Annotated in this window: 13 protein-coding genes; 2 read left to right on the top strand and 11 right to left on the bottom strand. The window is 62.7% G+C overall.

The window, feature by feature from the left end; translation table 11 throughout:
* Nucleotides 1-565 precede the first annotated feature (565 nt).
* The 9 genes from FHR20_RS05755 to FHR20_RS05715 form a co-directional block, all read right to left on the bottom strand.
* A complete protein-coding gene (locus FHR20_RS05755; RefSeq protein ID WP_167298613.1) occupies nt 566-727 on the bottom strand; it encodes a hypothetical protein in 162 nt (53 codons plus the stop codon).
* 396 nt (nt 728-1,123) lie between these two features.
* Complete coding sequence (locus tag FHR20_RS05750; RefSeq protein ID WP_167298612.1) at nt 1,124-1,513, bottom strand: winged helix-turn-helix domain-containing protein; 390 nt, start codon at nt 1,511-1,513, stop codon at nt 1,124-1,126.
* A gap of 103 nt (nt 1,514-1,616) precedes the next feature.
* Nucleotides 1,617-1,973, bottom strand: a complete 357-nt coding sequence (locus FHR20_RS05745; RefSeq protein WP_167298611.1) for a hypothetical protein — start codon at nt 1,971-1,973, stop codon at nt 1,617-1,619.
* A gap of 156 nt (nt 1,974-2,129) precedes the next feature.
* Nucleotides 2,130-3,464: an epoxide hydrolase family protein gene (locus tag FHR20_RS05740; RefSeq protein WP_167298610.1), complete on the bottom strand. Its 1,335-nt coding sequence runs from the start codon at nt 3,462-3,464 to the stop codon at nt 2,130-2,132.
* A 146-nt stretch (nt 3,465-3,610) separates the two neighbouring features.
* Nucleotides 3,611-4,594 (bottom strand): LysR family transcriptional regulator, encoded by a 984-nt coding sequence (locus FHR20_RS05735; RefSeq protein ID WP_167298609.1) that lies wholly within the window; start codon nt 4,592-4,594, stop codon nt 3,611-3,613.
* A 449-nt stretch (nt 4,595-5,043) separates the two neighbouring features.
* The gene (locus FHR20_RS05730; RefSeq protein ID WP_243857132.1) at nt 5,044-5,646 is read right to left on the bottom strand and encodes a response regulator; all 603 of its coding nucleotides are present in this window, start codon (nt 5,644-5,646) and stop codon (nt 5,044-5,046) included.
* Between the two features lie 29 nt (nt 5,647-5,675).
* Nucleotides 5,676-8,744, bottom strand: coding sequence for a sensor histidine kinase (locus tag FHR20_RS05725; RefSeq protein ID WP_167298607.1), 3,069 nt, complete (start codon nt 8,742-8,744; stop codon nt 5,676-5,678).
* 32 nt (nt 8,745-8,776) lie between these two features.
* Nucleotides 8,777-9,469: an FMN-binding negative transcriptional regulator gene (locus FHR20_RS05720; RefSeq protein WP_208413417.1), complete on the bottom strand. Its 693-nt coding sequence runs from the start codon at nt 9,467-9,469 to the stop codon at nt 8,777-8,779.
* Nucleotides 9,439-10,197 carry a sulfite exporter TauE/SafE family protein gene (locus FHR20_RS05715; RefSeq protein WP_167298606.1) on the bottom strand — a complete coding sequence of 253 codons (759 nt, stop codon included), beginning with the start codon at nt 10,195-10,197 and terminating at the stop codon, nt 9,439-9,441. The genes FHR20_RS05720 and FHR20_RS05715 overlap by 31 nt, the downstream gene beginning before the upstream one ends.
* A 99-nt stretch (nt 10,198-10,296) precedes the next feature.
* On the opposite strand from FHR20_RS05715, the gene FHR20_RS05710 reads away from it, so the two are divergent.
* Nucleotides 10,297-11,640, top strand: a complete 1,344-nt coding sequence (locus FHR20_RS05710) for an aminotransferase-like domain-containing protein (protein ID WP_167298605.1) — start codon at nt 10,297-10,299, stop codon at nt 11,638-11,640.
* A 127-nt stretch (nt 11,641-11,767) separates the two neighbouring features.
* Here the strand turns inward: FHR20_RS05710 and FHR20_RS05705 are convergent, their stop codons facing one another.
* Together FHR20_RS05705 and FHR20_RS05700 are read right to left on the bottom strand one after the other, a co-directional pair.
* Nucleotides 11,768-12,604, bottom strand: coding sequence for an alpha/beta fold hydrolase (locus FHR20_RS05705; protein WP_167298604.1), 837 nt, complete (start codon nt 12,602-12,604; stop codon nt 11,768-11,770).
* Between the two features lie 104 nt (nt 12,605-12,708).
* Entirely contained in the window at nt 12,709-13,677 is a 969-nt protein-coding gene (locus FHR20_RS05700; RefSeq protein ID WP_167298603.1) for a GlxA family transcriptional regulator, read from the bottom strand.
* Between FHR20_RS05700 and FHR20_RS05695 the strand changes: the two genes are divergently transcribed.
* Nucleotides 13,651-15,255 (top strand): aldehyde dehydrogenase family protein, encoded by a 1,605-nt coding sequence (locus FHR20_RS05695; protein ID WP_341786413.1) that lies wholly within the window; start codon nt 13,651-13,653, stop codon nt 15,253-15,255. The genes FHR20_RS05700 and FHR20_RS05695 overlap by 27 nt on opposite strands.
* Nucleotides 15,256-15,334 lie beyond the last annotated feature (79 nt).

The following is a 15,334-nucleotide window of genomic DNA, read 5'->3' as shown; positions in this document are numbered from 1 at the left end:
CCGACTTGGGTCTCATTGAATTGATAGTGACGTGTCTGGAGGCAACACCACGCGAGTCAGAAGACGAAACTCTCCCAACTTGAACCAGCCGCTCGAGCGAGAGCATCTTCAGCGTGATTCGGGACATTCGCACGGAGTGGATATGCGAGCCGCCGGACATCGCGTCGGCCGAATGCCATCGGCGGGGTCGGTGCGAGCTCGCCTCTCGGCGCTTCATATTCGCCGGATGCGCGCCGCGTCGCGTATCCGCGAGACATCGGCATAGTGCGGCTGGCAGCAGTGACGCCGGATACCTCAGCTCGTTCGAAAGAGCAGCCGCGCGCGCCAATGGCGTTCGAACTCGGCAACTATCCTGCCGGCACCGGGAAGCGGCGCGTCTAACTTGCGGCCTCCCGTAGGAAGCCTGTCCGCTTCGACCACCGCCAGCAGGACCTGAATCTCATCGAGATGATCACGTCCCCTCGTCGTTGTGGCAGGACAATACATGTCTCGAGGTGTAGCGATCAGCGAAATCGAACTCAGTGGTGTCTCACCATAGCGTTCGAAGCGTTCACCGGCGGCGAGATCACCACGGCTCCACGACCACCTCGCGGAGCGCATCGACATAGGCACGCAGGCGAACCAGTTCATCCTGCAGGGGCGCCAGTTGCCGTGCCACGATCCATTCGATCCCACCGTCGAGAGCGCGCTCGTTCTGGTTCGGCGTATTCTGAATTGCGTTCGTCATTTGGGATTTCCTTCCTTGAACTGGGGGACACCGCCTGAGGCAGTGCCACTCCTTTTGACGCACCAGGCGCCGCGGGCTGACGTTTGACTAGGAGGAAAAATCTAGAAGGAACCGGCCCCGGGCGGCAGCCACAGAAAATGATAATCAGCCTCTCGGAAAATGCAGGTGGAAGCGCCGAACCGCCGCCGCCGGATGGCCGCGAGGCGCTATCCGCAATTGCCGCGGGGCGATCAGGATACCCTGAGGGCATGCGCAGGCTGGTGCGCGTCGCCCGACAATCTCGGCGAAATAGAAACGCGATCCATGCCGCATATCGCCGATGATCTCGCTGCATAAGCCGGCTATCGCGCCTTGCCGATTGCCGTCTCTACCTTGCGCCTGGTGAAGTCAGATGACCTATCCGAGCAGGCGCCGGTCGTCGATGAGGACATAGCCCCGGCCGCTGACGGTTTTGATCATATCACGATCGTTGCCGAGCAATTTGCGCAACGCTGCCATTTGAAAGCGGAGATTGCCTTCATCGACGACCGTCGATGGCCAGACCTGGCGCATGATTTCCTGCTTGGTTACGATCGTACCACGTCGCCGGAGCAGCGCGATCAACAGGTCGAATGCACGCCCGCCGATGTCGATCGGCTCTCCCCTACGCGTAAGGGACCGCGCCGCGGGTATCGCCAGGAATTCGCCAAAAGCGATGGTCTTCCCGCCGGGGTCACCAGCCGGAATTGGAAGCGAAAATGGCGCGATCGACACCACCGGCCGGACCAACATGGGCTGATAGTACATGCTTCCAACTCCCGCGCCTTTTGCTCTCCTTTCGACTGGCAGGCGCGACCTTCGTGCGCCACCCCCGGTCGTGGAGCGATGGAACTCCACCATTGGGTAGCCGCTAGCGCGGAAGGTGGATCGTGGAACGCCCGAACAGTCGCGCGTCGCCCGAAAAGGCGCCTGGACCTATCAAGGCCAATGCGACCGCATCGAGAATTTGGGGAAGAAATTCCGTTTGGGGGCATGCCCCTGCCAACTGAACGGCAATACCTGCAAGGGCCGCGACCGCGGCAATGGAGCGGGTGGCAAAACCCGCTGCCAGCGAAAGCGCCAGCAGGTCGAGAATAAGCGCCAACCACGGCAGCAGTGCGAACATGCCGGTTGCTGTCATGGCAATGAATAATGCGAGCGCGCAGCGGAAGAGCAGTAGCGCGATGCCAGCCGACCCGCCAGGATAGGCGGAAAACAATTGTCTCATGAGAGCTCGTTTATCCGAGCAACGCTACCGAGCGACACATCCAGACGGGGTAGCAAAGCATCACCTCTTTGAGGGCCGGCGCTTCCGTCGAGTCCATGCCGTCCTGCCGGATCGATGTGATTCCGCAGGACGGCGAAATGCGCGCTGGTCGACCGGCTAGCGCAACGACTTGAAGGCCGCCCGCATTTCCGCGGCGAACAGCTCGGGTTGTTCCCAGGCTGCGAAGTGGCCGCCCTTGTCGACCTGGTTGAAATAGCCGAGCGTCGGATATGCCCGCTCGGTCCAGGTCTTCGGCGCGCGATAGATCTCACCCGGGAATACGGTGACGGCGACGGGAATTGTGATTTCCCCGGTCCTTTGCGCGGCCGAGCTGAAATTGTTGTTGTTATTCTCCCAATAGAATCGGCTTGACGACGCGCCGGTGTCGGTAAGCCAGTAGAGCGAGATGGCATCCAGAATCTCGTCCCTGGTAAGAACCCGTTCCGGTTCGCCGCCGCTGTCGGTCCATTCCGCGATCTTCTCGTACATGAAGGCTGCGAGCGCGGTGGGCGAATCGCAAAGCGCATAGCCGATCGTTTGGGGGCGTGTGACCATGAGCGCGCCATAGGCGGCGTTGCGCGCGAAGAACTTGCTGAGGGTCTCGAACGCGACGCGCTCCGGCTCGGACAGGTTTGGCGGTGGCGGATCGCCGGCGTTGATGCCCTTCACCAGTTCGGGAGGGATCGTCGGGGGCATGTTGACATGAATACCCAGCAGTCCGGCTGGCTTCTGGCGGGCCAGAGCATCCGAGATGACCGAGCCGTGATCGCCGCCTTGCGATACATAGCGGCTATACCCGAGCCGTTTCATGAGCACGTCCCAGGCGCGCGCGACGCGGTCGGGTCCCCAGCCAAGTTCGGTGGGCCGCGACGAGAAGCCATATCCGGGGATCGAGGGGATAACGACGTGGAACGCATCTTCCTCCCGGCCGCCGTGCGCGACCGGGTCGGTCAGCGGCGCGATGGTCTTGATCATTTCGAGAATCGAGCCCGGCCAGCCATGGGTGATGATGATCGGCAGTGCGTCCGGATTGCGCGAACGAACGTGCAAAAAGTGGATGTCCAGTCCGTCGATCTGCGTGACGAATTGCGGCAGCGCATTCAACCGCCCTTCGATCTTCCGCCAGTCATAGGATGTCGCCCAATGGTTGCACAGCGCCTGGAGGCGGGCCAGCTGCACGCCCTGGGAACTGTCCGGGACCGTTTCGCGATCCGGCCAGCGCGTGTCGGCAATGCGACGCTTCATGTCCCGCAGCGCGGCTTCCGGCACGTTGATGCGGAAGGGGCGGATAGTGCTTGGCGGCCCCTTAGCCGCCACCCCGAGCTGTCCCGCGATCGCGGGATCGGCGTTCGCGATTGCCATCAGCCCGACCGCGGCGGCCGAGCCAGCAAGAAATCTGCGACGGTTCGCATCCGTGCCGGCCGGTGACACCGGGATTCCATTGTCGCGCATAGTCTTCTCCTGGTGTGCGTACGCTCGGCGCCGCGGCGGTCGCGGGGCCCAGAGCGGTTCATGATGTTGCTTTGTGCTTCGCAGAGCAGCGGGGAGCCCGGTAGCCGCTCGAATTGATAGGCAGCCTCTCATCTGCTTGGCGGTGGCTATGAAATCGCTGCCAGAGGCGCACTGCTCGCGCGGTCCATCAGCGCCGGCTCGGCATCGTCCCAGGGCGCCACCCCGGATATGTCCTTCAGTGCGGCGCGCAGTCTCGGGGTCATCCAGTCGAGAAACGCCCGCACTTTCTGCGGCAGCTTGCCCTGGCGCAGATAGACGAGATGGACGGGAAACGAACGTGTATCGAACTCGTCGAGGATGCTGACCAGCGCGCCTGAGCGCAGTTCGCGCCTGACGTGGTGGCAGGGAGCGCGGGCGATTCCGATGCCATCCACCGCGGCGGTCACGGTAGCCGTGCTCGTGTTGGTTCTCACCCTTGGGACCGGTCTGGCTTTGATCGACCGCCCGTCGCGTTCGAAGGTCCAGGCGGTATCGAAGAGCTCCTCGAACACGGCGGCGTCGTGATTGACTAGGTCCTCGGGATGTACCGGCCGTCCCTTGCGCGCCAGATAGTCCGGGCTGGCGCACGTCATCAGGCGAAATTCGCCCACCTTGACGGCGAAAAGCGAACTGTCGGCAAGGTCGCCGAGATCACCAAGATGAATCGCGACATCGATCTGTTCCTCGACCAGCTGGACAGCTCGATCGGCGGCAATCAGGTTCAGTGATATTTCGGGATGGTCGCGCAGGAATTGATAGGCGAGCGACAATATGCGTTGCGGCTCAAAGGCCATCGGCACCGTCATGGTGAGTACGCCTCTGGGCGCCTCATATTCTCCGGCGGCCCGAAGCTCGGCCTCCTCGATCCGCGCGACGATCTGCCGGGCCGCCTCGACATATTCGCGTCCGGAATCGGTCAACTGAATCTGCCGGTTCGTGCGGATAAGCAGCTGCGCTCCCAGATGTCGCTCGAGTTCCGCGACCTTCCGGCTGACGCTCGCCAGAGGTGCATTGAGTCTGCGACTTCCCGCCGACAGACTTCCCGCGTCGACAACTGCGAGCAGGATTCGCATTGCTTCCAGTCGATTCATCGAAAGTCTCGAGCCGAGCGCAGTACGCAGCCTCTCGACAACGGGGTTTCGTGTCCAGGCAGCGAGCTCCTGACGGCCGACACTGCATTGATCGCTTTCAGCCAACGCATATCCATCTCCGTTCCCGCACGGGGAGCGCGACGCTCCCGCCGCCAATTTCAAAGAGGGGGTGAGGACGCGGGCGTGCTGGGGGAGAGGACTGCCCGCGTCCTCGGGATCAGCGCAGACCAGGGTTCCTGCGCCGAATTCTCCTATCGGTGGCGTCGATCCGGCGCGGATGCCGCGGTCGGCTCGCGCGACGAGCTACTGGACATGGCAATTCTCCGTCGGGGTGTCGGTGAGGAGCGATAATCGCTTCCCTCGAAGAGTTATGCGCCGGCGTTGCGGGTCGACCCAGTTGGATGAGCTGAGAAAATGTTAGATGCTGCAAGCTGCAGGCAGCGCGGCCGTTACAAGGTGATGATCCCGCGGCGCAGCGCGGTTGTTACGGCTCGCGTGCGATCATTCACGTCAAGTTTGGTGAAAATGCTCTTGAGGTGCGCCTTCACCGTGTCTTCCGCGACCGACAATTGCCAGGCGATTGCCTTGTTCGCGTTGCCGTCCGCGACCAATTTCAAAATATCGATCTCACGTGTGCTCAGAGGATCATCGGCGGCGTGGAACGCAATCTCCTGCGCAATTTCGGGCGGGATATAGCGTTGTCCGGCGTGTACTGCGCGGATCGTATCGAGGAGTTGCTTGCGCAGCGTATTCTTCAGCAAATAGCCAGACGCCCCCGCCTTTATTGCCTGCGCCGCTTGAGCGTCACCATCATAGGTGGTGAGCACGATGATGCGGGCATTGCGCGATTCCTTGCGGATCGCGGCCATCGCTTCGATGCCGCCCATGCCTGGCATTTGCAGGTCCATGAGCGTTACGTCCGGGCGCAGATTATTGAAGGCCGCGACTGCCTCCGCACCGTTCGATGCCTCGCCGACCATCACCATGTCATTCTGCAATTCGACGATGGCCGCGATACCCTCGCGCAGGGCCGGATGATCGTCGACGGTCATAACCCGGATTTGCTTCTGCGCTTCCTGCATTAGTAGCCCCCTCCGCCGGCGCTGAAAATGGATGCCAGCCGCCTGCGCTGTCGCGTGTCGGCATAGGCCGAGCGCGCGGGCACCGATAACGCCACTTCGGTGCCCCCCTTCTCCCGACTGCTGATCGTCAGCATGCCGCCAAGCCGCCTGGCACGCTCGCGCATACCGACAAGGCCGAAATGCCCTTCACGCCCGCCACGCTCCATCACATTGGCTGGCAGACCGATGCCGTCGTCGCGCAGATCGAAGCGAAGCTCGTTCGCGCGATAGCTGAGCGCTGCCTCGATCTCCCGGGCCCTGGCGTGCAGAAACGCATTTCGGATCGCCTCTGCCGCAACTTGCTCGATTTCGTCGCGCGCAACCGGTTGGAGTGCGCGCGGATGACCCTCGATGGTAAGGTTGAAGCGGATCGAGCCGTGGCCGCCATATTCCTCAGCGCTACGAACCAGCGCCTCGGCGAGATCGCCGCTGACCGTCCGCAGTTCGAGAACCCGTTTGCGTCCTTCGGCAAGAGCGTCGTCGGCGCGATCGAGCGTATGGTCGATCACAGAACGTAGCGGCTGGTCGGCCGGAATCCTTTCCGCCACGGCCTGAAAGCGCAGCACCAAGCCCTGAAAGGTCTGCAGTAGCGTGTCGTGCAATTCACGCGCGATCCGCTCGCGTTCCGCGAGCCGCACCTCGAGCCCTGCCCGGATGCGGGATGTGACCTGCCGCACGCGAATCGAATAGGCCAGCCACGCGAGCATGGCGACACCGATGAGGCATAGGAGCAGGAACCAGTTCGACTGGAAGAAGGTCGGAGCAATAGTAAATTCGAGGGTCGCGCCTTTGCGGTTCCAGACTCCGTCATTGTTCGCGGCGATAACTCGGAAGCGGTACGTTCCGGGGCCGAGATTGGTGTAGAAGGCCTGGCGGCGCATTCCGGGATCGATCCAGTCGGTATCGGCGCCCTCGAGCCGGTAGCGGACCTCGACGCGCTCCGGGACAGCGAGGCTGAGGGCGGCATAATTTATCTCGGCGGTCGACGTCCCCGCCGGGAGACTGAGCCGCGCAGGGTCGCGATAGATCGCGCCTCCCGCCTTCAGAGCGGTGATGGCGAGTGGCGGCGGCAGGTTGTTTCGCCTGAGACGCGCGGGGTCGATCCACACCGTCCCGGCCGTGGTCGCAAACCAGATCCGGCCGTCACCACCGCGTACGGCGTCGCGCTTGCCGTCGCGCGAATTGAACGCGGGGATGCCGTCGCGGTAATCGAATACCTCGTAGTGTGGGGGAAATCGGCTCTTGTCGAACGCGTAGCTCAGCGCGGCGGTGGAAATACGAACGATCCCACGACCGGTCATGAGCCAAGTCTCGCCTGCTGGCGTTTGGACGATGCCACTAACGTTGGCGAGAATGGATATTTGTTTGCTGCTTAGGAACCGAGCCTGGTCTCCATCCAGCCTTGCGAGCCCGAAGGAGCCTCCGGCGAGAACGGCGTTGGGACCTTCATAGATGGTCCTCAGACCATTCAAGGCCCCGGCACGCGCCAGAAGAAGATCGGTGCTGCGCGGAAAGGAAATGCGTCGAAGCGACCGGGCCGTCGCATAGACCAGCAAGCTGCCATCGCGTTTGGCGATGATCGGCATGTTGCCGCTGCTATCCTCGTTTTCGGGCATCGGATGAAGAGACCAGCCCGCGCCGATGCGCCGATAGAGACCTTCGGCCGCCGTCAGCCACAAGACGTTGTTACTGTCGACCGCGCAATCGATGATCGCCTGGTGCGAGGCCGGACGGGGTAAATTGGTGCGCCTGCCTTCCATGAAGCGGACGACACGCTGTGCCTGGATCATCCAGACCGCGCCATCGGGCCCTTCGCACATCGCCTCGGACTCGCCCGCGCCGCTCAAGACCAGATGTGGGTGTCCGCCGGGGAGGATCCGGTAGACCCCGGGGGCTTCCCCGACATAGACACTACCATCAGAGGCGCCGAGGAGCACCTCGCCCCATCGCGGAACTTGGGTGAGCAAAGGCTCATTGATGATGCTCGCGCTGCGAAACCTGTCGAGCCCGCCGGTATGGGCAATCCAGATATTGCCTTCCCGGTCCTCGAAAATGTTGCGGGTATTCTGCGATGTCAGACCATCGAATCGCCCGAACGTTTCGGTCTTGGCGGCCGCCTGGGCGAGCGTGGGCTCCCCACCCGGACGCGGCGAACGGACGCGGAAAATGCCCGATCCACTGCGCGTCGCGCCCCACAGCACGTTATCGCGATCGAAGAAGGTACGGGCCCCACGCGGAAACGGAGGTGTCGGATAGGCAACGCCCGCGGTCGTGCCGCCAGCGATGGCACGCGAACCACGGCTATCGGAAAGCCAGATATGGCCGGAGGCATCCTCGCTGAGCGCGGCGTGCCCTCCAAGGTCCACCGACAGGCGCTGGAATCGCCGACTTCCCGGCTTCAGGAAGAAGACGGACCGGATGGTCGTCATCCAGAGACTGCCGTCGCGCGCGGCCAATGCATCGACGTTGCCCTCGTTCGGCAGATTCCAACTCTCTCCCAGGGCTTCCCAGCCACCTTTGGCGAAGCGAACACGAGATGGGAGACCGCCGCCCATCTGGGCCCAGATCGCACCGTCGGCCGTCTGCACCAACGACATCACATAGCCCTGTGCATTCGGCACCCTAGTATCGACCAAGGCCCCTCGGCTGTAGCGAGCGATGCCTCCGGTTTCGAAGCCCGCCCATATCGAGCCATCGCGTGCCGCTAGAAGGGCGGTCACCATTGAGGGGCTGCGTCCCGGGAGGCTTGTTGCGACATGCTCGAAGCGGATTCCGTCGAAGCGAAACAGTCCGTCCCGTGCGCCAATCCAGAGATAGCCGTCCGCGCCCTGCGCGAAGGAGGAAATCGATTCAGGCGCACCGTCTTCGACCAGCCATCTGCTGTGCTTGTATTGTGCTATTGTCTTTGCCGGATCGAGCGCGGCGGCCGGCGCGACAGCCAGCCCCGCCACACAGAGGGTCAGCCATTTGAGCCAGCCCCCTATCCTCACAATGCTTCCCCCAAGGATGTTTCTCTCCTTCCACGCCATTCCTCACGCAATCGTGGGCGCGTGCGATCTGGTCACCCGGCGTTGTGCCACCGCTTTTCCAACCGTTCTGCGAGGGCACTCCGGCCCGTGGCACGGAGTCCGGAAATCGTTCCGAGATAGTCGCGCTCTTCCCTGTTCTGGCTGAGCTTCGATTTGGCGAGCGTTCGGGTCACCGTGATGCGGAACGCGACAATGTCACCGAGCTGTCGTTCGATGTAATCGGGCGGAGCATCGGCCATGCGCCACGCGTCCTTCCCATTCAGCCTGCGCTCGTGTTCGCGCGTCAACAGACCCACAGCGGCACGTTTGGTACGCTCGTCGTGCTGGAAGCCGATATCGCCATAGACATGGACGACCTGGTAGTTCCATGTCGGCACGTGCCGATGGTGCTCGGCCTTGGACGGATAGAAGTTCGGCGAGATATAGCCGTCTTCGCCGCGAAATATCGCCAGCACCTCCGAGCCTTCGGCGATCAACCGATGCATGTCGTTTGCAAGGGCTATGTGCCCGATAAGCGAACCGTCCGGACCAAGCAGCAAGGGTATGTGATTGGCGATCAACCCCTCGTCCGTCTGCACAACGATACAAGCGAGCGGAGCGGATGCGATGATTTCCCCGATGGTATCGGGGCTGATCTCGCGAAAATGCGGCGGGATGTACGTAACCTGGTTCCTCCGGTCTTTGGGGGGCAGCTTCAGACGAGATAGCCCGAGACACCGTCCCACAAGAGTTTCAACGCGGTCACGACCAGCAAGCCGTAGCAGACGCGATAGACTTGACGCTGATCCAGCGCGCCATGGAGCCGCCAGCCCGCCCACACACCGGTCGGAATGGCGAGCAGACAGATCGCCATCAGCTCCCAGGTCCTTGTCGTTGGCTGTGACAGGAGCAGCCACGGTACCAGCTTGGTCGCGTTGCCGACGGTGAAGAACAGGCTCGTGGTGCCGGCATAGATTTCCTTGCTGAGACCGAGTGGGAGCAAATACATTGCGAGCGGCGGGCCGCCGGAATGCGCGACCATGGTGGTGATCCCGGAGGTGAAACCTGCGGCGATCGCCTTGGGCGTCGAGCGCGGGCGAGGTGTCACCTCGGCGCCGCGGACAAGCCAGAGGGCGACGAAGGCGAGCGTGATCGCCGCCATCAGGATCGCGATGGCCCGATGATCCAGCACACGGAACACGAGATACCCCACCCCGATGCCGACCACGAGACCCGGTACGAGCAGCACCAGATCGGGTTTCGACCAGGTCGATGGCTTCCAGTATCGCAGCGCGACCAGATCCATCGCGATGAATAGCGGCGCGAGGAGGCCACCGGCGGTCACTGGATCCATTACGATCGACAGCAGCGGAATGCCGATGATCGCGAAGCCGCCGCCAAAGGCGCCGCGCATGAAGCTGATCAGGAATACGCCGGCAAAGGCGACCAGGATCGTCGCAAATGTCAGTTCCATGCCGGCGCCTTTCGCCTGTTCGGTGCGAGTGGGTTGATGCAGGGGAAATGATCCGACATAACTATCGGTGCAATCGAAACATTGTTCTAGGAGCAATAAATGCCCACCTCCGAATATGCGAAGCTGGCCGATGCGATCGCTGCCGATATCGCCAGCGGCGCGCTCAAACCGGGTGATCGCCTCCCACCCCAGCGTAGCTTCGCTTATGAACATGGCATCGCCGTCTCGACGGCGAGCCGGGTCTATTCCGAGCTGCTGCGCCGCCGCCTGGTCGTCGGCGAAGTCGGCCGGGGCACTTTCGTCTCGGGGCAAGCGGGCCGTGGGACCGAAGCCCTCGGCGAACCGCGCGGCATCAAGATCGACCTCGAATTCAATTATCCCATCCTGCCCGAACAGACCGTGCTGATCGCGAAAAGCCTGAACGGCTTGAACAAACCTGCGGCGCTGGATGCGGCGCTGAGACAAACGACCAGCACCGGGACCGCGGCGGCCAGAAGCGTCGGCGCCGCCTATCTGTCGCAGGACGGATGGACGCCCAGCCCAAAACAGCTTGTGTTTACCGGAAACGGCCGACAGGCCATCGCAGCTGCGCTCGCCGCTCTGGTCCCGACAGGGGGGCGATGCGGCGTGGAGGCCTTGACCTATCCCTTCATCAAGGGGATCGCGGCCCGACTGGGTATCAGCCTGGTGCCGCTCGCGATGGATGTTGACGGGGTGCGGCCGGATTCAGTGCAACGGGCGCATCGCGAGGCCCAATTGTCGGCGATCTATATTCAGCCGGCGATCCAGAACCCGCTTGGGATAACGATGCCTCCGGCGCGCCGGGCTGATCTCTTGCGGGTGGCCGAGGAACTTGGTCTCACGATCATCGAGGACCGGGTCTATGGCTTCCTCGACGAGGCGCCGCCGCTAGCAGCACTTGCGCCGGAATCGTGCGTCGTCATCGACAGCTTGTCCAAGAGGGTGGCGCCAGGCCTATCACTGGGCTTCATCGTCTCCCCTGCGCGCTTGCGCGAAAGCATCATGGCCATGGTTCGCTCGGGCGGCTGGACCGCTTCGGGATTTGCCTTTGCGGCAGCTCAACGGATGATTGGCGATGGAACCGTTGCGGAACTGGTCAGGCTGAAGCGCCTTGACGCCCGCGCCCGTCAAAGGCTGGCGGCCGATCGCCTCTCGGGGTTCGAGGTGCAGGCAAACGGGAATTGCTATCATCTCTGGCTATCACTGCCGCAGCATTGGCGTTCGCAGAGTTTCGTCGTCGCGGCAGCCCGGCGCGACATCGCCTTGACCCCCTCGACAACCTTCGCGGTTACGCCGGGCCATGCGCCAAATGCCGTCAGGCTGGCGCTGGCGACCCCGACGATAGACCAACTCGATCATGGCCTGCGAATTCTGGCTTCCCTGATGAGCACGAGGGAAGAAGATGTCGATTCGACTGAATAAAGGGCATGAGAGGAGGTTCCGGCGCGCGACGAGCGACGACGCCGAAACCTCCTGACGGTAGAGGGAGACTATCTGATTTCCCACAAACACCGGGAAATCATATCCCTCCGCGCGTCGATGCGTCCGCTCAGTGGCGCTCCCACCAGGAGATAATCTCCGCAGCATAGTCGTTGGCGCCATCCTCCCAGATGAAATGGCCCGCATCGATCAGTGCGAGATTCGCGTTGGGGAGGCGTTCGACGAGGAATTCGGCGTTGACCCGCGGCACCACGGTGTCCTTCGCTCCGGAGACGACGTTGACCGGGATCTCGATCTTCGAGAGCAGGTCACGAAGCACGGGAAGTTCCTGCGGATACTTCCGAACATAGGCCAGCGACTCGTAGAAGCGCTCGCCGGCATAGGCCGACAGATAGTCCTCGCGCGCCGTCTCGGAGGGCGTGTAGCTCTCCAGGGTACCGAGCGCGACCTTGACGACTTCGCGACCGTCGATGCTGCGATAGCCCTCGACATCCGGATCCTGGACCCAGCCCTTCAGCGGCTCGCCCAGCTCCAGCGGCACCGCTGCACCACCCGTCCCGATCGACAGGGTCCGGAAGCGACCCGGATGCCGCGCGGCGGCGAAGAGCGATGCCGCCGTGCCGACGTCCGGCCCCACGACGTGCGGACGCTCGAGACCGAGTGCATCGGCGATCTTCACGATGAAGTCGCCCATCGCGCTCGGCGACATAAGGGATTCACGTCGTTCCGAGTGACCGAAACCTGGAAGATCGACCGCGATCAGATTGGCGTGTTCGGCAAGGCGGGCCCAGGTCGGCTCATAGGCATAGAGACTTTCGGGCCAGGGGCTCAGCAGGAGAGCCTCCGCGCGCAGCTTCGGGTCCCAGTCGCCCTTGGCGACGCGAATGGCGAGCCCGTCGATCGTCTTGATCTCGGGGCGGATCAACGTGGCAACATCTACTGACATCTTATTTCTCCTTCACCGCCGGATTGGCTGGAAGAAGACATAGTTCGGACCCGTCTCGTCTCAAATGTCATATAAACGGCGTTTTAGGACAAGTGTTGCCACGGTCAGGCTTCGATGGTGCTCGACCTGATATCGATGGCATCGCCGGTGGCGGCACGACGGATTGCCTGGGGCGGTTGTCCGAAAGTGCGCAAGAAAGCGCGACGCATACGATCACGATCGGCAAATCCGGTTTCCCGCGCGACGACCTCGATGGGATGACGACTTTGCTCCATCATCAGGCGTGCTGCCTCGACGCGAATGCGCTCGACTGCCTTGGCCGGCGACTGACCGGTTTCAGCCTGGAAGGCACGGCTGAACTGTCGAGGGCTCAGATTCGCGGCTTGGGCGAGCTGCGGCACTGAAAGCGGCGTCTGCAGGTTGCGCCTGGCATAGGTCAGCGCCTTCTGAATGCGATCCGATTTCGGTTCGAGATCGAGCAGTTCGGAAAACTGAGACTGCCCCCCCGCCCGCCGATGATAGACAACCATCTGCTTGGCAATGGTGCGGCTTATCTCCGCGCCTAGGTCTTGTTCGACCAGCGCGAGCGCCAGATCGATGCCTGCCGTCGCGCCGGCGGACGTCCAAACCGGCCCATCCCCGATGAAGATTCGATCATCTTCGACCTTGATCTTGGGGAATCGGTTTGCGAGCTCGCGCGCATAGAGCCAGTGCGTCGTCGCGCGGCGGCCATCGAGCAAACCTGCCTCAGCGAGCAGGAAGGCTCCCGTGCACGTCGCGACAACCCTACGGTAACGATCAGGTGCCCGGCGCAGGAGTCCGACAAGTGCCGGAGACGGCACCGCTATGCCGGTGGCCCCGGCAATGATGAGCGTGTCGCAGGCCGACTCATCCATCGCCGCCGTTTCGACGACGACCCCCATTGAACCTCTCACCGGTCCACCACCTTCCGACACGAGCCTGACCTCATAGGCCGGCGTCTCGCCTGCGAGATTGGCGAATTCGAACACGGTCAGCATCGAGAGGGAGAGGACGTTGAAGCCCGGATGGGTGACGAAATCGACGCGCAGCATGGCGATCTCCGTAAAATGTCTCAAATCGCCGTTTATATGACATTTGAGACGAGGCCAATCAATCCCATCCTAGGACCGCTCGGCAATCTCGCCGACCGATCAACGGCGAACAAGTTTCCGGCGCCGCATATGAAGGATGGTATCATCATGAGAAATTACACGAAATTCTACATCGACGGTCAGTGGGTCGATGCGAATGATCGCCCCACCCTCGACGTGATCAATCCTGCTACCGAGGCCGCCGTGGGCCGGATTGCGCTCGGGACGGCGAACGACGTCGATCGTGCGGTCACGGCTGCGCGGGCGGCGTTCCGCAGCTTCTCTCGCTCGACTCGCCAGGAGCGGATCGATCTCCTCGGCTCGATCCTCCAGACCTATATGACGCGGCGCCAGGATCTCGCCGATGCGCTGGTCGAGGAACTGGGCGCGCCCGCGCGACTTGCCTTCGATCATCAGGCGGGCATCGGCGCGCTGCACCTCCAGCAGGCGCTCGAGACGCTCAAGGACTATCCGTTCGAGCAGTTGGCCAGCGATCGCACCCGGATCCGCATGGAACCGATCGGCGTCGTCGGCATGATCACTCCGTGGAACTGGCCGATCAACCAGATCATCTGCAAGATTGTTCCGGCGCTGGCGACGGGCAACACGCTTGTTCACAAGCCCTCGGAGGTGACGCCCTTCTCGGCTCATATCATCGCCGAGATCCTGCACGACGCGGGAACGCCGAAGGGCGTGTACAATCTGGTCGACGGCATGGGACCGGAGGTCGGCGCCGCAATCTCGAGCCATCCGGGCATTGCGATGGTCTCGTTCACCGGTTCGACCGGCGCGGGGATCGATGTCGCCAAGCGGGCCGCGGACACGGTCAAGCGCGTCCATCAGGAACTGGGCGGCAAGTCGCCCAATGTGGTCCTGCCGAGCGCCGACCTCGCCAAGGCCGTGACCGAGAATGTCCAGCGCCTGATCCGCAACAGCGGCCAGACCTGTCATGCTCCGACGCGCCTGATCGTCCCGCAGGATCGCCTCGACGAGGCCAAGGCAGTCGCCGCGGCGGTGGCGGCATCGATCAAGGTCGGTGATCCCAACACCGATGTGGACATGGGCCCCCTCGTCTCGCGTCGTCAGCACGAGCGCGTCTCGCATCTGATCCAGACGGGTATCGACGAAGGCGCGACCGTGGTCGCCGGTGGAATGGGCCGCCCCGACGGTCTGGACCGGGGCTTCTACGTCCGTCCGACGATCTTTGCGGACGTCACGCGCGACATGACGATCGTGAAGGAAGAGATCTTCGGCCCGGTGCTCGTGATCCAGACCTATTCGGACGTCGATGAAGCCGTCGAGATCGCCAACGACACCATCTATGGTCTCGGCGCCTATGTGCAGGCGGCGACCGATCAGGAAGCGTCCGACGTCGCGGCCCGGATCGAATCCGGCATGGTCTATCTGAATGGTGCTTTCGAAGATCCGACGGCGCCGTTCGGTGGCTACAAGATGTCGGGCAATGGTCGCGAGTGGGGTCGTATCGCGTTTGGCGACTTCCTCGAGATGAAGGCCGTCATTCACCGCGAAAAAGCCTGAGAATGCGCGTGGCGGGCCTGAGCCATGGTCGCTCCGGCCCGCCACCCTTGGCTTGATCCAGCCCAATGCAAGGAAAGTG

Source organism: Sphingomonas leidyi, from assembly GCF_011761945.1.
GTDB lineage: Bacteria > Pseudomonadota > Alphaproteobacteria > Sphingomonadales > Sphingomonadaceae > Sphingomonas > Sphingomonas leidyi.
This window is presented reverse-complemented; position numbering and strand designations above follow the sequence as displayed.